The 21060-nt window shown below is 71.5% G+C and carries 20 protein-coding genes; all 20 read left to right on the top strand.

Going from position 1 to position 21060, the window contains the following annotated elements; genetic code table 11:
* The first annotated feature begins 73 nt into the window (after positions 1–73).
* The 20 genes from pyrR to ACPEEZ_RS07510 all read left to right on the top strand — a co-directional run bounded on the left by pyrR (position 74) and on the right by ACPEEZ_RS07510 (position 21036).
* A complete protein-coding gene (gene pyrR, locus ACPEEZ_RS07605; protein ID WP_423924149.1) occupies positions 74–682 on the top strand; it encodes a bifunctional pyr operon transcriptional regulator/uracil phosphoribosyltransferase PyrR in 609 nt (202 codons plus the stop codon).
* A complete protein-coding gene (locus ACPEEZ_RS07600) occupies positions 679–1635 on the top strand; it encodes an aspartate carbamoyltransferase catalytic subunit (RefSeq protein WP_423924148.1) in 957 nt (318 codons plus the stop codon). The genes pyrR and ACPEEZ_RS07600 overlap by 4 nt, the downstream gene beginning before the upstream one ends.
* Positions 1632–2993, top strand: a complete 1362-nt coding sequence (locus ACPEEZ_RS07595; protein ID WP_423924147.1) for a dihydroorotase — start codon at positions 1632–1634, stop codon at positions 2991–2993. The genes ACPEEZ_RS07600 and ACPEEZ_RS07595 overlap by 4 nt, the downstream gene beginning before the upstream one ends.
* Positions 2990–3508, top strand: a complete 519-nt coding sequence (locus ACPEEZ_RS07590) for a hypothetical protein (RefSeq protein WP_423924146.1) — start codon at positions 2990–2992, stop codon at positions 3506–3508. The genes ACPEEZ_RS07595 and ACPEEZ_RS07590 overlap by 4 nt, the downstream gene beginning before the upstream one ends.
* Entirely contained in the window at positions 3505–4677 is a 1173-nt protein-coding gene (gene carA / locus ACPEEZ_RS07585; protein WP_423924145.1) for a glutamine-hydrolyzing carbamoyl-phosphate synthase small subunit, read from the top strand. The genes ACPEEZ_RS07590 and carA overlap by 4 nt, the downstream gene beginning before the upstream one ends.
* Complete coding sequence (carB, locus tag ACPEEZ_RS07580) at positions 4677–7952, top strand: carbamoyl-phosphate synthase large subunit (RefSeq protein WP_423924144.1); 3276 nt, start codon at positions 4677–4679, stop codon at positions 7950–7952. Before carA ends, carB begins: the two co-directional genes overlap by 1 nt.
* Positions 7949–8806, top strand: coding sequence for an orotidine-5'-phosphate decarboxylase (gene pyrF, locus ACPEEZ_RS07575; RefSeq protein WP_423924143.1), 858 nt, complete (start codon positions 7949–7951; stop codon positions 8804–8806). Before carB ends, pyrF begins: the two co-directional genes overlap by 4 nt.
* Entirely contained in the window at positions 8803–9708 is a 906-nt protein-coding gene (gene gmk, locus ACPEEZ_RS07570; protein WP_423924142.1) for a guanylate kinase, read from the top strand. Before pyrF ends, gmk begins: the two co-directional genes overlap by 4 nt.
* Before the next feature lie 73 nt (positions 9709–9781).
* Entirely contained in the window at positions 9782–10048 is a 267-nt protein-coding gene (gene rpoZ, locus ACPEEZ_RS07565; protein ID WP_423924141.1) for a DNA-directed RNA polymerase subunit omega, read from the top strand.
* A 181-nt stretch (positions 10049–10229) separates the two neighbouring features.
* On the top strand, positions 10230–11426 hold the full coding sequence (gene metK / locus ACPEEZ_RS07560; RefSeq protein ID WP_423924207.1) for a methionine adenosyltransferase: 1197 nt from the start codon (positions 10230–10232) through the stop codon (positions 11424–11426).
* Positions 11427–11428: 2 nt separating this feature from the next.
* Positions 11429–13489 (top strand): primosomal protein N', encoded by a 2061-nt coding sequence (locus ACPEEZ_RS07555; RefSeq protein WP_423924140.1) that lies wholly within the window; start codon positions 11429–11431, stop codon positions 13487–13489.
* 37 nt (positions 13490–13526) lie between these two features.
* A complete protein-coding gene (locus tag ACPEEZ_RS07550; RefSeq protein ID WP_423924139.1) occupies positions 13527–14450 on the top strand; it encodes a methionyl-tRNA formyltransferase in 924 nt (307 codons plus the stop codon).
* The gene (locus tag ACPEEZ_RS07545; protein WP_423924138.1) at positions 14447–15814 is read left to right on the top strand and encodes an RsmB/NOP family class I SAM-dependent RNA methyltransferase; all 1368 of its coding nucleotides are present in this window, start codon (positions 14447–14449) and stop codon (positions 15812–15814) included. The genes ACPEEZ_RS07550 and ACPEEZ_RS07545 overlap by 4 nt, the downstream gene beginning before the upstream one ends.
* Positions 15815–15875: 61 nt before the next feature.
* Positions 15876–16532 carry a ribulose-phosphate 3-epimerase gene (rpe, locus tag ACPEEZ_RS07540; protein ID WP_423924137.1) on the top strand — a complete coding sequence of 219 codons (657 nt, stop codon included), beginning with the start codon at positions 15876–15878 and terminating at the stop codon, positions 16530–16532.
* A gap of 5 nt (positions 16533–16537) precedes the next feature.
* The gene (locus tag ACPEEZ_RS07535) at positions 16538–16801 is read left to right on the top strand and encodes a phosphoribosyl-ATP diphosphatase (RefSeq protein WP_423924136.1); all 264 of its coding nucleotides are present in this window, start codon (positions 16538–16540) and stop codon (positions 16799–16801) included.
* A gap of 64 nt (positions 16802–16865) precedes the next feature.
* On the top strand, positions 16866–17705 hold the full coding sequence (gene hisG, locus ACPEEZ_RS07530) for an ATP phosphoribosyltransferase (protein ID WP_423924135.1): 840 nt from the start codon (positions 16866–16868) through the stop codon (positions 17703–17705).
* A complete protein-coding gene (gene hisF, locus ACPEEZ_RS07525) occupies positions 17705–18484 on the top strand; it encodes an imidazole glycerol phosphate synthase subunit HisF (protein ID WP_423924134.1) in 780 nt (259 codons plus the stop codon). The genes hisG and hisF overlap by 1 nt, the downstream gene beginning before the upstream one ends.
* Positions 18485–18492: 8 nt before the next feature.
* A complete protein-coding gene (gene hisI / locus ACPEEZ_RS07520) occupies positions 18493–18888 on the top strand; it encodes a phosphoribosyl-AMP cyclohydrolase (protein WP_423924133.1) in 396 nt (131 codons plus the stop codon).
* Positions 18881–20407, top strand: coding sequence for an anthranilate synthase component I (locus tag ACPEEZ_RS07515; protein WP_423924132.1), 1527 nt, complete (start codon positions 18881–18883; stop codon positions 20405–20407). The genes hisI and ACPEEZ_RS07515 overlap by 8 nt, the downstream gene beginning before the upstream one ends.
* Positions 20404–21036, top strand: coding sequence for a Trp biosynthesis-associated membrane protein (locus ACPEEZ_RS07510; RefSeq protein WP_423924131.1), 633 nt, complete (start codon positions 20404–20406; stop codon positions 21034–21036). The genes ACPEEZ_RS07515 and ACPEEZ_RS07510 overlap by 4 nt, the downstream gene beginning before the upstream one ends.
* Positions 21037–21060: the final 24 nt, after the last annotated feature.

Here is a 21060-nt window from a genome sequence, read left to right as displayed (position 1 = left end):
AGTTCCGCCCGAGAGGCGGTTTCCGCCCCCGGGGCGGATCGATCCGTCCTGTGAGGCGGGAAAGGAGGTCCGATTGAGCACCCGAACCGTGCTGAGTCAGGCTGACATCACGCGCGCTCTGACGCGCATCTCCCACGAGATCCTCGAGTCGAACCGGGGTGCCGACGACCTCGTCGTCCTGGGCATCCCCACGAGGGGAGTCGTCCTCGCCGATCGCATCGGCGCCTCCCTGTCGTCCATCTCCGGTGTCGACGTCCCGGTCGGTGCCGTGGACGTCACGCTCTACCGCGACGATCTCCGTCGACAGCCCGTCCGGGCTTCGCGCCCGACGTCCGTGCCTCCGGGTGGCATCGACGGCAAGGTCGTCGTGCTCGTCGACGACGTGCTGTACTCGGGCCGCACGATCCGTGCCGCCCTCGACGCCCTGAGCGCGATCGGTCGCCCCCGCGCCGTGCGTCTCGCCGTGCTCGTCGACCGCGGTCACCGCGAACTGCCGATCCGGGCCGACTTCGTGGGCAAGAACCTGCCCACCTCGACCGCCGAACGCATCTTCGTGCGCCTGGCCGGCGTCGACGACGTCGAGCTGGTGGCGATCGAAGGAGGCGCGGCGACGGTCGCCGACGACGACTCGGCCCCGCAGACGGACTCGTCGACGGCCCCCGAGACGGGAGGGCTGTCGTGAAGCACCTGCTGAGCACCGCCGAGCTGTCGCGAGACGACGCCATCCGCATCCTCGACATCGCCGAGGACATGGCGGACGCCGCGACCCGCGAGGTCCGCAAGCTGCCGACGCTGCGCGGGCTCACGGTCGTCAACCTGTTCTACGAGGACAGCACCCGCACCCGGATCTCGTTCGAGGCGGCCGCCAAGCGGCTGAGCGCCGACGTGATCAACTTCGCGGCCAAGGGGTCGAGCGTGTCCAAGGGCGAGTCCCTGAAAGACACCGCGCAGACGCTCGCCGCGATGGGCGCGGACGGCATCGTCATCCGCCACCCGTCCTCCGGTGCGCCCCGGGTCCTCGCCGACAGCGGCTGGGTCGACGCCGCCGTCGTCAATGCCGGCGACGGCACACACGAGCACCCCACGCAGGCCCTGCTGGACGCCTTCACCATGCGTCGTCGGGTGCACGGCGTCACGAGCCGCGGCCGCGATCTCGACGGCCTCGAGGTGCTCATCGTCGGTGACATCCTTCACTCGCGGGTGGCCCGGTCCAATGCCTGGCTGCTGCGGACGCTCGGGGCGCACGTGACGGTCGTCGCGCCTCCCACGCTGCTCCCGGTCGACATCAGCCGCTTCGGCGTCGGCGTGCACTACGACCTCGACGCGGCCATCGCCGAGGTCCGACCCGACGTCGTGATGATGCTGCGCATCCAGCAGGAGCGCATGAACGAGGCGTTCTTCCCCAATGCGCGGGAGTACGCCCGCTCCTGGGGCCTCGGAGCGGCGCGGTTCCGCAGCCTGCCCGAATCGACCATCGTGATGCACCCCGGGCCGATGAACCGCGGGCTCGAGATCAGCGACGAGGCCGCCGACTCGCCGCGCTCGACGGTCCGCGAGCAGGTCTCCAACGGCGTCGCCGTCCGCATGGCCGTGCTCTACCTCACACTCGCCGGCGACCGGGAAGGCACCGCATGACCGAGAACCACACCCCCGACATCCTCGTCCGCGGCGCCGAGACCATCGACGGCGACCGCACCGACGTCCTCGTCCGAGGCGGACGCGTCGCCGAACTCGGCTCGCGACTGAGCGCGTCGGGGGCGACCGTCGTCGACGCGGACGGGCTGCTCGTCCTGCCCGGTCTCGTCGATCTGCACACGCACCTCCGCGAGCCCGGCGGCGAGGGCAGCGAGACCGTCCTCACCGGGTCGCGCGCCGCGGCGGCCGGCGGCTACACCGCGGTCAACGCGATGGCGAACTCGTCGCCCGTCGCCGACACGGCCGGCGTCGTCGAGCAGGTGCAGGCGCTCGGCGAGCAGGCCGGCTACGTCACCGTCCGCCCGATCGGCGCCGTGTCGCAGGGGCTGCAGGGCACGCACCTGTCCGAGATCGGTGCGATGGCGCGGTCGCGAGCGGCCGTCCGCGTGTTCTCCGACGACGGCCACTGCGTCGCCGACCCCCTGCTGATGCGCCGGGCCCTCGAGTACATCAAGGGCTTCGGCGGCGTCCTGGCGCAGCACGCCCAGGAGCCCCGGCTCACCATCGGCGCTCAGATGAACGAGGGCGCCCTGAGCGCCGAGCTCGGTCTCGCCGGCTGGCCGGCCGTGGCGGAAGAGGCGATCATCGCCCGGGACGTGCTGCTCGCCGACCACGTCGGCGCACGCCTGCACGTCTGCCACGTCTCGACGGCCGGCAGCGTGGAGGTGATCCGCTGGGCCAAGTCCCGCGGCATCGCGGTCACGGCCGAGGTCACGCCCCATCACCTGCTGCTCACCGAAGACCTCGTCTCGAGCTACGACTCGCGCTACAAGGTCAATCCGCCGCTCCGCCGGACGGAGGACGTGGAGGCGCTGCGTGCGGCCCTCGCGGACGGCACGGTGGACATCGTCGCGACCGACCACGCCCCGCACACGTCCGAGGCGAAGTGCTGCGAGTGGGACGCGGCCGCGAACGGCATGGTCGGCCTCGAGTCCGCCCTGTCGGTCGTCCACGCCACGATGGTCGAGACCGGCCTGATCGGCTGGGCCGACGTCGCCCGCGTGATGTCGAGCGCACCGGCCGAGATCGGACAGGTCCCGGGTCAGGGACGCCCCCTCGCGATCGGGGAGCCTGCCGAGCTGACCCTCTACGATCGAAGCGTGTCCCGCACCTTCGCCACCGACCACCTGGCCGGCAAGAGCGTGAACTCGCCGTTCCTCGGCCGCGTCCTCCCGGGTGCCGTCCGGGCGACTCTCCATCGGGGCTACGCCACCGTCCTCGACGGGCAGGTCGTGCCCACCGACGTGATCGCGCGCTCCGCCCGGATCGTGTCGGCCGGCGAGGCGATCGCCCGATGACTCATTGGCTGATCGGTGCGGCGATCTTCGTCGGCCTCGCCCTGCTCCTGCTCCTGATGCGCCTCGCGTGGGGTGCCCGCGGGCGGCGGCAGGCCGATCTCCCGCTGCCCGAGACGGCACCGGGCGACCTCGGCCCGGCGCGCGTCACGAGCGACGGGTTCTACGTCGCGACGACCCGTGCCGGCGATCCGCTCGACCGGATCGTGGTCGGCGGCCTCGGCTTCCGGGGCCGCGTGATCGCCTCGGTGCACCCCGAGGGCGTCCGCCTCGAGATCGCGGGCGAGTCGGCGAAGCTGATCCGCGCCTCCTCGTTGCGCGACGTCGGCCGGGCCACCTGGGCCATCGACCGGGTCGTCGAACCCGGCGGCCTCGTGCTCGTCGCGTGGACCCTCGGCGGCGTCGACGTCGACACCTACCTCCGGATCACCGACGACCCCGCCGCGGTCGTCGACGCGATCCGACCCCTCGTCCCCGCCCCGGCGGGATCCCCCCGAACCACAGGAGAAGACTCGTGACCGACGCGCCCACCCGACCCCACGCATCCCGGGGGGACCGCGCCGTGCTGGTCCTCGAAGACGGCACCCGATTCGTCGGCCGCGCCTACGGGGCCCTCGGCCGCACCCTCGGCGAGGTCGTCTTCGCCACCGGCATGACCGGCTACCAGGAGACGCTGACCGACCCGTCCTACGCCGGGCAGATCGTCGTCATGACGGCCCCCCACATCGGCAACACCGGGGTCAACGACGAAGACCCGGAGTCGCGCCGCATCTGGGTGTCGGGCTTCGTCGTCCGCGACGCCAGCCGGGTCGTCTCGAACTTCCGTGCGAACGGCAGCCTCGACGACCAGCTGACCCGCGACGGCATCGTCAGCATCCAGGGCATCGACACCCGGGCCGTGACCCGGCGTCTGCGCGACGCCGGCTCGATGCGCGGCGGCGTCTTCAGCGGCCCCGAGTTCGCCCTCGGCGACGACGAGCAGCTCGCCCTGGTGCGTGACGCGGCCGGCATGGCGGGGCAGAACCTGTCGAGCCAGGTGTCCACGCTCGAGCCGTACGTGCTCGAGGCCGAGGGGGAACGCATCGGCTCCGTCGCCGTGCTCGACCTGGGCGTGAAGACGTCGACGCTGCGCTACCTCGCCCAGCGCGGATTCGAGGTGCACGTGCTGCCGCAGTCGACGACGGTCGACGAGCTGCGCGAGCTCGGCCCCGACGCGCTCTTCTACTCGAACGGCCCCGGCGACCCCGCCGCGAGCGACTCGCAGGTCGAGCTGCTGCAGAGCGCCCTGCGCGACGGCCTGCCGTTCTTCGGCATCTGCTTCGGCAACCAGCTGCTCGGGCGCGCGCTCGGCTTCGGCACCTACAAGCTGCCGTTCGGCCACCGCGGCATCAACCAGCCCGTCTGGGACAAGACCACGGGCACCGTCGAGATCACGAGCCAGAACCACGGCTTCGCCGTCGACGCGCCCATCGAGGGTGTGCTCGACTCGCCGGCCGGCTTCGGCCGCGTCGAGGTCAGCCACTTCTCGCTGAACGACCAGGTCGTCGAGGGGCTCCGCGCCCTCGACGTCCCCGCGTTCTCGGTGCAATACCACCCCGAGGCCGCCGCGGGCCCGCACGACAGCAACCACCTCTTCGACCGATTCCGCGAGGCGGTCGTCACGAAGCTCCACGGGAAGAACCTCTGATGCCCAAGCGCACCGACATCAACTCCGTCCTCGTCATCGGCTCCGGCCCGATCGTCATCGGTCAGGCGGCCGAGTTCGACTACTCCGGCACCCAGGCCTGCCGGGTGCTCCGCGAGGAGGGCGTCCGCGTCATCCTCGTCAACCCGAACCCCGCGACGATCATGACCGACCCCGACTTCGCCGATGCGACGTACATCGAGCCCATCACGTCCGAGGTGCTCGAGTCGATCATCATCAAGGAGCGCCCCGACGCGGTCCTCCCGACCCTCGGCGGTCAGACGGCCCTCAACGCCGCGATCGCGCTCGACGAGGCCGGCATCCTCGAGAAGCACGGCGTCGAGCTGATCGGCGCCAAGGTCGAGGCGATCCAGAAGGGCGAGGACCGCCAGCTCTTCAAGAAGCTCGTGCTCGAGTCGGGGGCCGACGTCGCCCGCTCGCACATCGCGCACACGGTCGACGAGGCCGTGTCGTTCGCCGACGATCTCGGCTACCCGCTGGTCATCCGACCGTCCTTCACCATGGGCGGTCTCGGCTCCGGCTTCGCGTACGACCGTGCCGAGCTCATCCGCATGGTCACGGACGGACTCCACCAGAGTCCGACCACCGAGGTGCTGCTGGAAGAGAGCATCCTCGGCTGGAAGGAGTACGAGCTCGAGCTCATGCGCGACACCGCCGACAACACGGTCGTCGTCTGCTCGATCGAGAACGTCGACCCCGTCGGCGTGCACACCGGCGACTCGATCACGGTGGCCCCCGCCCTGACCCTCACCGACCGCGAGTACCAGAACCTGCGCGACATCGGCATCGACATCATCCGTCGGGTCGGCGTCGACACGGGCGGCTGCAACATCCAGTTCGCCATCGACCCGGCCAACGGCCGCGTCATCGTCATCGAGATGAACCCGCGCGTCTCCCGGTCGAGCGCCCTCGCCTCGAAGGCGACCGGGTTCCCGATCGCCAAGATCGCGGCGAAGCTCGCCATCGGGTACCGCCTCGACGAGATCCCGAACGACATCACCAAGGTGACCCCCGCCTCCTTCGAGCCCACGCTCGACTACGTCGTCGTGAAGGTGCCGCGCTTCGCGTTCGAGAAGTTCCCCGCCGCCGACACGACGCTCACCACGACCATGAAGAGCGTGGGCGAGGCGATGGCCATCGGCCGCAACTACACGCAGGCGCTGCAGAAGGCCCTCCGGTCGCTCGAGAAGCGCGGCTCGAGCTTCCACTGGGGCGGCGAGGTCGGAGACAAGGAGGCGCTGCTCGAGCTCTCGAGGACGCCCACCGACGGTCGCATCGTCACGCTGCAGCAGGCGCTCCGTGCCGGCGCGACGGCCGAGGAGGCCTTCGAGGCGACGAAGATCGACCCCTGGTTCATCGACCAGATGGTGCTGATCAACGAGGTCGCCGCCGAGGTCGCGGCCGCCGCCGAGCTCGACGCCGACACGATCGCCCTCGCGAAGGACCACGGCTTCAGCGACGCCCAGCTCGCCGAGCTGCGCGGCCTGACCGAGCAGGAGGTCCGCGACGAACGGCACCGCCTGGGCCTGCGTCCCGTGTTCAAGACGGTCGACACGTGCGCGGGGGAGTTCCCGGCCCTCACGCCGTACCACTACTCGAGCTACGACTTCGAGACCGAGGTCGTCGCGAGCGACCGTCGCAAGGTGATCATCCTCGGCTCGGGCCCGAACCGCATCGGCCAGGGCGTCGAGTTCGACTACTCGTGCGTGCACGCCAGCTTCGCCCTGAGCGACGCGGGCTTCGAGACCATCATGATCAACTGCAACCCCGAGACCGTCTCGACCGACTACGACACGAGCGATCGGCTCTACTTCGAGCCGCTGACGCTCGAGGACGTGCTCGAGGTCGTGCACGCCGAGAGCGCGAGCGGCGAGCTCGTCGGCGTGGTGGTGCAGCTCGGCGGTCAGACCGCCCTGGGGCTGTCGAAGGGTCTCGAGGCGGCCGGCGTGCCGATCCTCGGCACCACGCCCGACGCCATCGACTCCGCCGAGGAGCGCGGCCTGTTCTCCGCCATCCTCGACGAGGCCGGGCTGCTCGCGCCGAAGAACGGCACGGCGACGGACTACGAGAGCGCCGTCGCGGTGGCGGAGGAGATCGGCTACCCCGTGCTCGTCCGCCCGTCGTACGTGCTCGGCGGCCGCGGCATGGAGATCGTCTACGACTCGCCGTCGCTGGCCGACTACTTCGTCCGCGTGCAGGACCAGGCGATCATCGGCCCGGACGCCCCGCTGCTGGTCGATCGCTTCCTGGACGACGCCGTCGAGATCGACGTCGACGCGCTCTACGACGGCACCGAGTTGTACGTCGGCGGCATCATGGAGCACATCGAGGAGGCCGGTATCCACTCGGGCGACTCGAGCTGCACCCTGCCGCCCGTCACCCTCGGTCGCGGCGAGATCGACCGCGTGCGCGAGGCGACGCTCGCCATCGCCCAGGGCATCGGCGTCTCGGGTCTGCTGAACGTCCAGTTCGCCATCGCGGCGGGCGTGCTCTACGTGATCGAGGCGAACCCGCGTGCCAGCCGCACGGTGCCGTTCGTGTCGAAGGCCCTCGGCATCCCCCTCGCGAAGGCCGCTTCGCTCGTCATGGTGGGCTCGAGCATCCGCGAGCTCGTCGACAGCGGCCTGCTGCCGGTCCAGGACGGCTCGGACGTCCCGCTCGACTCGCCCATCTCCGTGAAGGAGGCGGTGCTCCCGTTCAAGCGGTTCCGCACGAAGGAGGGGCAGATCGTCGACAGCGTCCTCAGCCCCGAGATGCGCTCGACGGGTGAGGTCATGGGCATCGACCGCGACTTCCCGCGCGCGTTCGCCAAGAGCCAGACGGCGGCGTACGGCGGTCTGCCGACGACCGGCACCGTGTTCGTCAGCGTGGCCGACCGTGACAAGCGGGCGATCGTGCTGCCCGTGCTCCGACTGCAGCAGCTCGGCTTCACGATCATCGCGACCGAGGGCACGGCCACCGTGCTGCTCCGCAACGGCATCACGGCGGACACGGTCGCGAAGTTCAGTGCCGGCGGCCACTCGGTCGTGGACCTGATCAACAACGACGAGGTCGACATCGTGATCAACACGCCGAGCGGGTCGAGCGCCCGGGCGGACGGCTACGAGATCCGCGCGGCGGCCGTCGCGGCCGACAAGGCCCTGTTCACGACCATCGCCCAGCTGGGTGCCGCGGTCGCCTCCATCGAGTCGATCCGCACGCCGTTCGAGGTCACGAGCCTGCAAGACTACGGTCTGGCCCGGGCGGCTCGTCGGTGAGCCACGTCGCGTTCGGGGACCGGCTCCGGTCGGTCTTCGACACCCGCGGCCCGCTCTGTGTCGGCATCGACCCGCACGGGCACCTGCTCGACGAGTGGGGGCTGCCGGCGTCGGCCGACGGCGTGCGCGACTTCGGTCTGCGCGTCGTCGAGGCCGTGGCCGACGTGGTGGGCATCGTGAAGCCGCAGGTCGCCTTCTTCGAGCGCTACGGCTCGCGGGGTCTCTCCGCCCTGGAGGACGTCATCGCGGCCGGTCGCGAAGCCGGGCTCCTCGTGATCGCCGACGCGAAGCGCGGCGACATCGGCAGCACCATGGACGCGTACGGCGACGCCTGGCTCGACGACGACTCCCCGCTGCGCTCCGACGCGCTCACGGTGTCGCCGTATCTCGGTTTCGCGTCGATGGGCGGGGTGACGACTCGGGCCCGCGCAGCCGGCGCCGGTCTGTTCGTGCTCGGCGCGACGTCCAACCCGGAGGCGCGGGGCACGCAGACCGCGGTGGTCGCCGAGGGCGCGCGCACCGGGCGTCCACTCGCGAGCGGTATCGTCGAGGACGTGCTCGACGACAACCTCCAGGCGGGGGAGACCCGCCTCGGCTCGGTCGGTCTGGTGCTCGGCGCCACGGTTCCGCTCGCGGACTACGGCATCGACGTCGCCCGTCTCACCACCACGCCGATCCTCGCCCCCGGCTTCGGCCACCAGGGTGCCCGCTACTCCGACCTGCGCGACCGCTACGGGGCCGCGGCGGGGTCGGTCGTCGTCTCCGCATCGCGCGCCCTGTTGGCGCACGGCCCGCACGGGATCGCCGACGCCGCGCGACGCGACACGGACGAGGTGCGCACGTGCCTCGCATGACCCCACCCCCCGTCGACCGCGCGGCCGCCGCGAAGGCGGCCGTCGCGGCGCGGCGCGCCCGTGCCGCCGTCAAGAACGCCGTCGCCGAACGCCGACGGTCCGCGCTCGACGTGGCCGAGACGGCGTGGGCCGGCGAGGTCACGGCTCCGGAGTCCACCCTCCGCGTCCGCGAACTGCTCACGAGCATCCCCGGCATCGGGCCGACCCGCGTCGCCCGCATCATGGCCGACCTCGGCATCGCCGACTCGAAGCGGGTCGGCGGGCTCGGCGTCCGTCAACGACGCATCCTGGGTGACTGGCTGGCGCACCGCGAGGCCCGTGGCCGGACGAGGTCCAAGCTGGTCGTGCTCGCCGGGCCGACGGCCGTCGGCAAGGGAACCGTCTCGACGTACATCCGCGAGAACTACCCCGACGTGCTGCTGTCCGTCTCCGCGACGACCCGTGCTCCCCGGCCGGGGGAGGTCGACGGTGTGCACTACTACTTCGTCGACGACGCCGAGTTCGACCGCATGATCCGCGACCGCGAGCTGCTCGAGCACGCCACCGTGCACAACTCGTATCGCTACGGCACCCCGCGACCGCCGATCGACGCGGCTCTGGACGCCGGCCGCAGCGTGCTGCTCGAGATCGACCTGCAGGGCGCTCGCCAGGTCCGGGCCGCCATGCCCGAAGCCACGCTCGTGTTCCTGCTGCCGCCCACGTGGGAGGAATTGGTCCGTCGACTCATCGGCCGGGGCACGGAGGACGCGGCCGAACAACAGCGTCGACTCGAGACGGCCAAGGTCGAATTGGCCGCCCAGGACGAGTTCGACGTCAAGGTCGTGAACCACGACGTGGCCGAAGCGGCGGCGGAGGTCGTAGAATTGCTCTCTGCGTCCGACGCGAGACGCCCGCGCGCCTAACCCGCGCCTCCTGAATTTCGCCGTACGGGGTCCGATACCGAGGCACCGACACCACCATCACCGAGGAGTAACCATGGCCGACAAGCACAAGGGCATCATCGATCCCCCCATCGACGAGCTGCTCTCGAAGGTCGAGTCGAAGTACGCACTCGTCATCTTCGCGTCCAAGCGCGCGCGTCAGATCAACGACTACTACGCCGACCTGCACGAGGGCAGCCTGTTCGACAACGTCGGGCCGCTCGTCGACTCGACCATCGACGACAAGCCGCTGTCCGTCGCGATGCACGAGATCAACGAGGACAAGCTCGAGGCCAAGCCCCTGGCGACGCCCGTCGACTGACCGACGGCGTCATCCTGTGACCGCGCCCGACGTCACTGTCGGGGGTCGGTCCTATATTTGACGAGGCCCCCGGGTTCGCCCGCGGGGCCTCCTCATGTCTCCACCCCACCTCAGCTTTAGGACATCCGTGACCCAGACCGACGACACCCTGGCGACGACGACCTCGACCGCGTCCACCCCGATCCCGGCGAGGACGCTGCGTCTCTTCACCTCCGAATCGGTGACCGAGGGCCACCCCGACAAGATCTGCGACCAGATCTCGGACGGCATACTCGACGCATTGCTGGCCGTCGACCCGAACAGCCGGGTGGCCGTCGAGACGATGGTCACGACCGGTCTGGTGCACGTCGCGGGCGAGGTCACGACCAAGGGCTACGTCGACATCCCCACCATCGTCCGCGACCTCATCGTCGGCATCGGCTACGACTCGTCGGCCGTCAGCTTCGACGGTCGCACCTGCGGTGTCGAGGTGTCCATCGGCTCGCAGTCGCCCGACATCGCCCAGGGGGTCGACACGGCGCTCGAGGCACGGGGTGGCGACGACGACGTCCTGAACCGACAGGGCGCGGGCGACCAGGGCATCATGTTCGGCTACGCGACGAACGAGACACCGCAGTACATGCCGATGGCGATCTGGCTGGCGCACCGCCTGGCCGAGCGCCTCGCGGCCGTCCGCAAGACGGGTCAGCTCGACTACCTCCGACCCGACGGCAAGACGCAGGTCACCGTCGGTTACGACGGGGTCGTCCCGAAGACCGTCGACACGGTCGTGCTGTCCACCCAGCACTCGCCGAGCGTCTCGAGCGCCCAGCTCGAGGCCGACATCATCGAGCACGTCGTCCGGCCCGTGTTGGCCGACGCCGGGCTCGACTCCTCGTCGACGCGCTTCATCATCAACCCCACGGGTCGCTTCGAGATCGGTGGGCCGCAGGGCGATGCCGGTCTGACCGGCCGCAAGATCATCGTCGACACCTACGGTGGGGCGAGCCGACACGGCGGCGGCGCCTTCTCGGGGAAAGACCCGTCGAAGGTCGACCGCTCGGCGGCCTACGCCATGCGCTGGGCCGCCAAGAACGCCGTCGCCGCGGGCCTGGCCGATCGGCTCGAGCTGCAGGTCGCCTACGCGATCGGACGTGCCGCCCCGGTCGGCTTGTACGTCGAGACGTTCGGCACGGGGCACGTCCCCGACGACGTCATCATCGAGGCCGTCACGTCGGTGTTCGACCTGCGTCCCGCCGCGATCATCCGCGACCTCGACCTGCTGCGTCCGATCTACGCCGCGACGTCCACGTACGGCCACTTCGGCCGCGACCTCCCCGAGTTCACGTGGGAGGCACTCGACCGGGTCGACGCGCTGCGGGCCGCCGCCGGGCTCTGAGTGTGACAGACGGCGCGTCGATGCCCGGTCCGGGTGCGGGCCCGACACCCCTGCCGACCGTCCCGCGCGCCGATCGAGCCGTCGTCCGCGTGCTCGTCGAATCCCCTCTCCCTCAGCTCGACCGCCTGTTCGACTACGCGGTCCCCGCCGCTCTGCGCCCCCGCGTGGCTCCGGGCATCCGGGTGAAGGTGCCGCTGAGATCCGCGGGCCGCATCGCCGACGCGTTCGTCGTCGAGGTCGTGCCGAGTTCTCAGCACGGCGGTGAACTGAGCGAGATCGACGACGTCGTGTCCGAGGTCTCCGTGCTGGCACCCGAGGTCTGGTCGCTCGCGCGGGCCCTCGCCGATCGAGCAGGCGGCTCGGCGAGCGACGTGCTGAGGCTGGCCATCCCGCCCCGGCAGGCGCGTGTCGAGAAGGCCTACCTCGCCGCGAGTGACGCCGCGACGGCCCCGGAGGCGCCGGAAGAGGCGCAGTCGGACGCCGGCGTCGTGGCGCATCCGGTCACGGGCTATCGCACGGGCGACCTGGCCGCCCTGGTCGCCGAGCGACGTCGGGCCGCCGTCGATGCCATCCCTCATCTGGTCGAACTCGACGACGGGGCCTGGGTCGGCCATTGGGCCGTCACGGCGGCGCAGTTGGCGAGTGTCGCACTCGCGCAGGGCGACGACGCCATCGTCGCCGTCCCCGACTATCGCGACGAAGAGCACGTCCTGCGGGCGCTGGCGGCCGCCGTGCCCCCCGAGCGAATCGTGCGGCTCGACTCGCGTCAGTCCAATCCCGACCGCTACCGCGCCCTCCTGCGGGCGAGGTCCGACGAACCGCTCGTCCTGGTCGGCAACCGCTCGGTGCTGCTCGCGCCGTCGGCCCGGCTCGGCCTCATCGTCGTCTTCGACGACGGGGACTCCCTGTTCAGCGAGCCGCTCGCGCCCTACGTGCACGCCCGTGACACGGCCCTGCTCCGCCAGTCGCAACAGGGCTGCGCCCTCGTCTTCCTCGGGCACGCCCGCAGCACCGACGTCCAGCGGCTCGTCGAGATCGCCTTCCTCGCCGACATCCGACCCGACCCCCGTTACCAGCCCCTGGTCATCCCCACCTCGCAGCAGACCGCCGCCGACGGTTTCGCCGCCCAGGCCCGTATCCCGTCGACCGCCTACACCGAGGCCCGGGCCGCGGTCGAACACGGCCCCGTTCTGATCCAGGTCGCGCACCCCGGCTACTCTCCGCGCCTGGCGTGCACCGACTGCGGCGACACGGCCCGGTGCCTCGTCTGCAACGGGCCCCTGGCACAGCGGCGGCACGGCGCCGTCCCGGCCTGCTCCTGGTGCGGTGCCCTGGCCGTCGGCTGGCGCTGCGCCACCTGCGAGGGCACGACCATGCGTCCGGTCGGGGCGGGTGCCTCGCGCACGGCCGACGAACTCGGGAAGGCCTTCCCCGGTGTCCGCGTGATCGTGTCCGACGGGTCCCGTCAGATCACCCACGTCGACAACGAACCCGCGATCGTCGTCGCCACGCGGGGGGCCGAGCCCGTCGCTCCGGGCGGATACCGGGCCGTGCTCCTGCTCGACGGCGAACGGATGCTCGCGCGCGAGAGCCTGCGGGTGGCAGAGGACTGCCTGCGCTGGTGGGCCAACGCCACCGCCCTCGCAGCCCGTCGGGCCCCGGTCGTCCTCGTGGGGGTGGGCGGTGCGATCGCGTCCGCGATGGCGACCTGGCAGCTCGCCCGCTTCGCCTCGGCCGAGTTGGCCGACCGCCGACATCTGCGGTTCCCTCCGGCCGTGCGGGTCGCGACGGTCACCGGCACGGTGGACACGGTCTCCGCCGCCCTCGACGACCTGCCCGCGGACGTGCGCGCCGAGACCCTCGGCCCGGTCGACGTCCCCGAGGCGGGTGTCCGTGCGATCGTCCGCTTCGACTACGCCCGTGGGCACGACGTGGCCGATGCGCTGCGGTCGCGCGTCATCCGCGCGGCGACCGACCGTCGCAAGGCTCTCGGCGGCAAGCGCGGCCGGGTCGTCCCTACACTCAGAGTGCGGTTCGACGACGTCGAACCCTTCTCCGACTGACCATCGTCCGTCCGACCCCGACCTCGTCAGGACCCCTGTGCGCCTCGTCTTCGCCGGTAGCCCCGCCGCCGCCGTTCCCTCCCTCCTCAGCCTGATCGACGGCCCCCACGACGTCGTGGCCGTGCTCACACGCGACGACACACCCCAGGGCCGTCGCCGCGTCCTGACGCCCACACCCGTGGCCGTCGCGGCGACGGAGGCGGGCATCCCCGTCCTCAAGACCCGACGCATCACCGACGAGGTCACCGCCCAGGTGAACGCGCTCGGGGCGGACCTCGGCGTGATCGTCGCCTACGGAGCCCTGCTCCGCGAGCCACTCCTGTCGACACCACGCCTCGGCTGGGTCAACCTGCACTTCTCGCTCCTGCCCCGGTGGCGGGGGGCTGCGCCCGTGCAGCGGGCGTTGATGGCCGGTGACGACGTCACCGGTGCCGCCGTCTTCCAGCTCGTGCCCGAGCTCGACGCCGGAGACGTCTACGGCGTCCTCGAGCACCGTCTGCACGGTGACGAGACGGCGGGGCAGCTCCTCACCGACCTCGCCGACGAGGGGGCGGGCCTGCTCGCCCGCGTCGTGGACGAGCTGGCCGCCGGTACGGCACACGGTGTCGCACAGACCGGTGAGCCGACGAGCGCGGCCAAGCTGACACTGGCCGACGGCCGACTCGACCCCTCGACCCGTGCCTCCTCGGTGCTCGCCGTCTTCCGGGGCGTGACACCGGAGCCCGGCGCGCACCTACTGCTCGGGGACGACCGCGTGAAGGTCCTGGAGGCGCGGGCGACGGACGACGCCGAGTCGCCCCTCGAGGCGGGGCGTTTCGAGTTGCGGGGTCGACGCGTCGTCCTGGGCACCGCCGATCGACCGATCGAGCTGGCCGTGATCCAACCCCCGGGTAAGAAGCCGATGCCCGCCGCCGACTGGTGGCGCGGCCTGCCCGTCGATCTCGAGAGGCGATTCGCATGAGCCCCGTCCAGCCGGCGCGATCGATCGCCCTCGACGTCATCCGAGCCGTCGAACACGACGACGCCTACGCCAACCTGCTCCTGCCGCAGCGGATCGCCCGCGCCCGTCTGTCGGCGCAGGACGCGGGACTCGCGACCGAGCTGACCTACGGCACGCTGCGCATGCGCGGCTACTACGACCGCGTCATCGAGATCGCGGCCCGCCGCGGCACGGACAAGATCGACCCGGCCGTCCTCGACGTCCTGCGTCTCGGCACGCACCAGATCCTCGGCATGCGCGTGGCGGTGCACGCGGCCGTGGACGAGACCGTCTCCCTCGCCAAGACCGTCGCGAGCCGATCGGCCACCGGGTTCGTCAACGGTGTGCTCCGCACCATCTCGCGGTCGACCGGCGACGAATGGCTCGAGCGCGTCCTGGCGGCGACCTCGGGTCCCGACGAGCGCCTCGCCGCCGAATGGTCGCACCCCGAGTGGGTGATCCGCGCGCTCCGTCAGTCGCTCGACGCCGAGGGGCGGGGCGACGAGCTGCTCGCGCTCCTGGCCGCCGACAACGAGGCCCCCCGCGTCAGCCTGGTGGCCCTGCCCGGTCTCGCGGAGCCCTCCGAGCTGGGTGCCCCGAGCGCGCGCCTGTCGCCCCTGGCGGCGACGAGCACCGGAGGCGACCCGGCCCAGTCCCGACCCGTCCGCGAGGGACGCGCGCGGGTCCAGGACGAGGGGTCGCAGATCGCCGCCCTCGCCCTCAGCCGGTTCCGCGACGCCCGGCCGGGTGAGCGCTGGCTCGACATGTGCGCGGGCCCGGGCGGTAAGGCCGCTCTGCTCGGAGCCGAGGCCGCACGGGGCGGCGCGACGCTCATCGCCAACGAACTCGTGCCGGCCCGTGCCGGCCTCGTGCGCCAGGCTCTCGCCACGGTCCCCGGCGGGGTCACCGTCGTCGAGGGAGACGCGCGTCGCTTCGGCGCCGACGAGCCCGCGGCCTTCGACCGCATCCTGCTCGACGCGCCGTGCACCGGTCTCGGCGCCCTCCGCCGGCGTCCGGAGGCGCGCTGGCGCAAGCAGCCCCGTGACGTCGGCGAGCTGACCGGCCTCCAGGCCGAGCTGTTCGCGAGTGCTCTGGACGCGCTGGCCCCGGGCGGAGTCCTCGCCTACGTGACCTGCTCGCCCCACGTCGCCGAGACGCGCGCCATCGTCGAGACCGGCCTGCGCCGCCACGGCGAGGGGGTCCGCCTCGTCGACGCGGCACCCGTCGTCCGCCGGGTCTCCGGCCACGACGTCGACCTGCCGAGCGCGCCCTACGTCCAGCTCTGGCCGCACCGCCAGGGCACCGACGCGATGTTCGTCGCGCTCGTCACCAAAGACGAGGCCTGACGTGCGTCCGTGCCGGGCGCCCGGGGGAGTCCCCGGGACGCCGCGCCGGTAGACTATACCGGTGCCCGTTCGCATCAGCCCCAGCATCCTGTCGGCCGATTTCGCCAACCTCGAGCGTGATCTCGGCCGCATCGCCGACGCCGACCTCGTCCACGTCGATGTCATGGACGGTCACTTCGTGCCCAACCTGACCATCGGCCTGCCCGTCGTCCAGCGTCTCCGCGAGGTCAGCCCCGTCCCGCTCGATCTGCACCTCATGGTCGACGACGCCGACCGCTGGGCGCCCGTCTACGCCGAGACCGGCGCGTTCTCGGTGACGTTCTCGGCCGAGGCCGCGGCCGACCCCGTCGCGACGGCGCGGGCGATCCGGTCCAACGGTGCCCGCGCCTCCATCGCGCTCAAGCCCGGCACCGACCTCGAGCCGTATCTGCAGACCCTCGACGCGTTCGACATGATCCTCGTGATGACGGTCGAGCCCGGTTTCGGTGGCCAGTCCTTCATGCCCGAGACGATGCCGAAGCTCCGCCGTGCCCGCGAGGCCGTGACGGCCTCCGGTCTCGACGTCTGGCTCGAGGTCGACGGGGGCATCTCCCTCGACACCATCGGCACGGCCGTCTCGAACGGGGCCGACACGATCGTCGCCGGCTCCGCCGTGTACGGCGGCGAGCCGGCACAGCGCATCGCCGAACTCCGCGCCGCCGCGGCGACGGTAGCCTAGACGTCGTGAAATCCTTCGACGAACTCTTCGCCGAGCTCAGCGAGAAGGCGCAGTCGCGCCCCGCGGGCTCCGGCACCGTCGCCGAGCTCGATGCCGGCGTCCACCAGATCGGCAAGAAGATCGTAGAAGAGGCCGCCGAGGTCTGGATGGCCGCCGAATACGAGGGCGACACGGCCACCGCCGAAGAGATCTCCCAGCTGATCTACCACGTGCAGGTGCTGATGCTCGCGAAGGGCCTCACCCCGGCCGACGTCTACCGACATCTCTGAGCCCGATCCCGACCCCCTTCTCCTCCTCGCCGCCGAACCGGCGTCAGATCGGATAGTCAGCCCCATGCTCCGCGTCGCAGTCCCCAACAAAGGCTCGCTCAGCGAGACCGCCACCGAGATGCTCGCCGAGGCCGGTTACTCCGGTCGTCGCGACACCAAGACCCTGCACGTCGTCGACGAGCGCAACGGGGTCGAGTTCTTCTACCTCCGCCCCCGCGACATCGCGACCTACGTCGGCTCGGGTGCCCTCGACGTCGGCATCACGGGCCGCGATCTGCTGCTCGACTCGCTGTCGCCCGCACACGAGGTCGCGCCGCTCGACTTCGGCGCGTCCACCTTCCGCTTCGCCGGGCCGGCGGGTGTCTTCTCGTCCCTCGCCGACCTCGAGGGCACGCGCATCGCGACCAGCTACCCCGGTCTGGTCGGGGCGTTCCTTGAGCGTGAGGGCGTGCACACCGAGCTCGTGCGCCTCGACGGGGCGGTCGAGAGCGCGGTCCAGCTCGGCGTGGCCGACGCCATCGCCGACGTCGTCGAGACCGGTGCCACCCTGCGCGCGGCCGGGCTCGAGGTGTTCGGCCCGGTGATCCTGTCGTCGACGGCCGTCCTCATCACCGCCGACGACGACACCGAGGGGCTGTCGGTCCTGCACCGACGCCTCCAGGGTGTCCTCGTGGCGCGTCAGTACGTGCTGATGGACTACGACCTGCCCGTGTCGATGCTCGACGCCGCCACGGCACTGGCACCCGGCATGGAGTCGCCCACGGTGTCGCCCCTGCACGACCCCGAGTGGACGGCCGTCCGGGTGATGGTGCCACGCACCGACACGAACCAGATCATGGACGCCCTGTACGAGCTGGGGGCCCGCGCGATCATCGTCAGCCCCATCCACGCGGCGAGGTTGTGATGACGGGGGCAGGCGACACGACCCTCGCCGTCCGGGTCATCCCGTGCCTCGACGTCGCCGCCGGTCGTGTCGTCAAGGGCGTGAACTTCCTGAACCTCCGCGACGCCGGCGATCCCGTGGAACTGGCGCGCACCTACTACGAGCAGGGCGCCGACGAGATCACCTTCCTCGACGTCATGGCGACGGTCGACGACCGCTCCACGATGTACGACGTCGTCCGCGCCACCGCCGAACAGGTCTTCATCCCGCTCACCGTCGGGGGAGGCGTGCGCTCGGCCGACGACGTCGCGCGGCTCCAGGCGGCCGGCGCCGACAAGATCGGCGTCAACAGCGCGGCCATCGCGCGCCCCGAGCTCATCGGCGAGATCGCCGACCGCTTCGGTGCCCAGGCCGTCGTCCTGTCGCTCGACGTCAAACGGGGCGGCGACACCGAGTCGGGCTTCGTCGTGACGACCCATGGTGGCCGTACCGAGACCACACTCGACGCCGTGGCCTGGGCGCGCGAGGCCGTCGAACGGGGTGCGGGCGAACTGCTCGTCAACTCGATCGACGCCGACGGCACCAAGAACGGCTTCGACCTCGAACTGGTGCGGCTCATGCGCGCCGCGTCCCGCGTCCCGGTCATCGCGTCCGGAGGCGCGGGTGCGGTCGAGCACTTCGCCCCCGCCATCGAGGCGGGCGCCGACGCCGTGCTGGCCGCCTCCGTCTTCCACAACGGCGAGTTGACCGTCGCCGACGTCAAGCGCGACCTGGCCGCCCACGGCGCCGTCGTCCGATAGGAGCCACCATGACCGATCAGCTGACCCGCGAGACGGTGGAGCCGGTCGTCGCCCGCGCCCGCTTCGACGCGGACGGCCTGCTGCCCGCGATCGTGCAGGAGGAGTCGAGCAAGGACGTCCTGATGATGGGCTGGATGGACGCCGAGGCGCTGCGCCGGACCTTGACGGAGGGGCGGGTGACGTTCTGGTCGCGTTCGCGCCAGGAGTACTGGCGCAAGGGCGACACGTCCGGCCACGCCCAGTTCGTCCGTGCCGCGGCCCTCGATTGCGACGACGACGTGCTGCTCGTCACCGTCGAGCAGATCGGGGCGGCGTGCCACACGGGTGCCCACTCCTGTTTCGAGGTCGACCCGCTCGACCCGGCCACCGCCTCCTCGACCGACGAAGGCCCGCACCATGTCTGATCGTTCCAGCACCACCCGCGCCAACTTCGACGCCCTGCTCGACGGGCACCGGGTCGTGCCCGTCGTCCGCGACCTGTTCGCGGACGGCGAGACACCCGTCGGCATCTACCGCAAGCTGGCGGCGGGCCGGCCGGGCACGTTCCTCCTCGAGTCCGCCGAGCAGGGCGGCATCTGGTCCCGCTGGTCGTTCGTCGGCGTGTCCTCCTTCGGCGTGCTCACGACCCGCGACGGCGAGGCCGAGTGGATCGACTACGGGCTCTCCCGAGAGCGGGCCCTCGGCGGCGCGACGGGTCGGCCGCTCGACGTGCTCTCGGCGTTGCACGCCCGTTGGGAGACCCCGCGCGTCCCCGGCACCCCGCCGCTCACCGGCGGTCTGGTCGGCTTCATCGGCTGGGAGGCCGTGCGCGAGCTCGAGAACCTGCCGGATCGACCGCCGGCCGAGTTCGTCGTCCCGAGCCAGGCGTTGAGCTTCGTCTCCGAGCTCGTGGTCGTCGACCACCGGACCGGCGCCGTGCTGCTCGTGGCCACCGCGCTCAACGACGGCGTCGACGACGCGGACACCCTCTGGGCCGACGCGCAGGCACGCCTCGACCGGCTGCAGTCCGAGCTCGCCCGCCCGAGCGAGGCGCATCTCTCGACGGTCGACCTGACCACCACGCCCGTGCCCGTCCGCCGCACGACCGACGACGAGTACGCGCAGGCCATCGAGCGCTCGAAGCAGTTCATCCGCGACGGCGACGTGTTCCAGGTCGTCATCTCGCAGCGCTTCGACCACGAGCTGATCGCCGACGCCCTCGACGTGTACCGCGTCCTGCGCACGCTCAATCCGAGCCCGTACATGTACCTGGTCACGCTCGACGACGTCGATGGCGAGCCCTACCAGATCGTGGGCTCCTCGCCCGAGGCACTGGTCAAGGTCGACGGCCGGCGCGCGCTCACGCACCCGATCGCCGGATCAAAGCCGCGCGGCGCGACACCCGAAGAGGACCTCGCACTGGCCGAGCAGCTCGAACACGACGAGAAGGAGCGTGCCGAGCACCTCATGCTCGTCGACCTGGCCCGCAACGACCTCCTCAAGGTGTGCACGCCCGGCTCGGTCGAGGTCACGGAGTTCATGCAGGTCGAGCGGTTCAGTCACATCATGCACCTGGTCTCCAGCGTCGAGGGCGACCTCGCGCCCGGGCGCAATGCCATCGACGCGTTCCGCGCGACCTTCCCGGCCGGCACGCTGTCCGGTGCGCCCAAACCGCGTGCCCTCGAGATCATCGACGAGCTCGAGCCCGCGCAGCGCGGTGTCTACGGGGGAGTCGTCGGCTACTTCGACTTCGCGGGATCGGCCGATGTCGCCATCGCCATCCGCACCGTCCTCCTGCAAGGGAGCGTCGCTCGTGTCCAGGCGGGGGCCGGCCTCGTCGCCGACAGCGACCCGGCGGCCGAGAACCAGGAGGCGCGCAACAAGGCCGCGGCCCCCCTGCGTGCCGTCGCCGTGGCCAACGCCATGACGAGGCTCGACCGATGACGTCCCGACCGGCCTCCTCGCGCCGCATCAAGCTGCTCACGATCCTCGCGGGTGTCCTCGTCGCCGGGGTCACCCTCCTGTCCTGGACGCAGCCCTGGTTCCGACTCGTGATCTCCTCCACGTTCGGCGGCCGGACCGACATCACGGTGGACGGCGACGTCGCCGGCGGGTCGTTGTCCGCGCTCGCACTCGCGAGTCTCGCCCTGTTCGGCGCGCTGACGATCGCCGGACGCGTCTTCCGCATCGTCCTCGGTGTACTCCAGGTGCTGCTGGGAGTCGCCGTCGTCGTGACGGCGACGAGCGCGCTCGTCGATCCCGTGGCCTCCTCGTCGAGCGCGATCACGTCCGCGACCGGCGTGGACGGCGCCGACTCGGTCCGACACCTCGTCGATCAGGCCGTCGCGACACCCTGGCCGTTCGTGGGCCTGGTCGCCGGTGTCGTCGCGACCCTCCTGGGGCTCGCGGTCGTGCTGCTGGCCGGCCGCTGGCCCGTGGCGACCAAGAAGTACCAGGCCGTCCGGCTCGTCTCCGCCGATCCGGCCGACGATCCAGCCGCTGCCTGGGACAGCCTGTCGGGCGGGGGAGACCCGACCGACGGTCATCCCGCCCCCGGCGACACCACCCGGTAGACTCGACACCAGATCCGCCACCAC

The sequence above is a fragment of the Frigoribacterium sp. 2-23 genome, from assembly GCF_049601585.1.
Lineage (GTDB): Bacteria > Actinomycetota > Actinomycetes > Actinomycetales > Microbacteriaceae > Frigoribacterium.
This window is presented reverse-complemented; position numbering and strand designations above follow the sequence as displayed.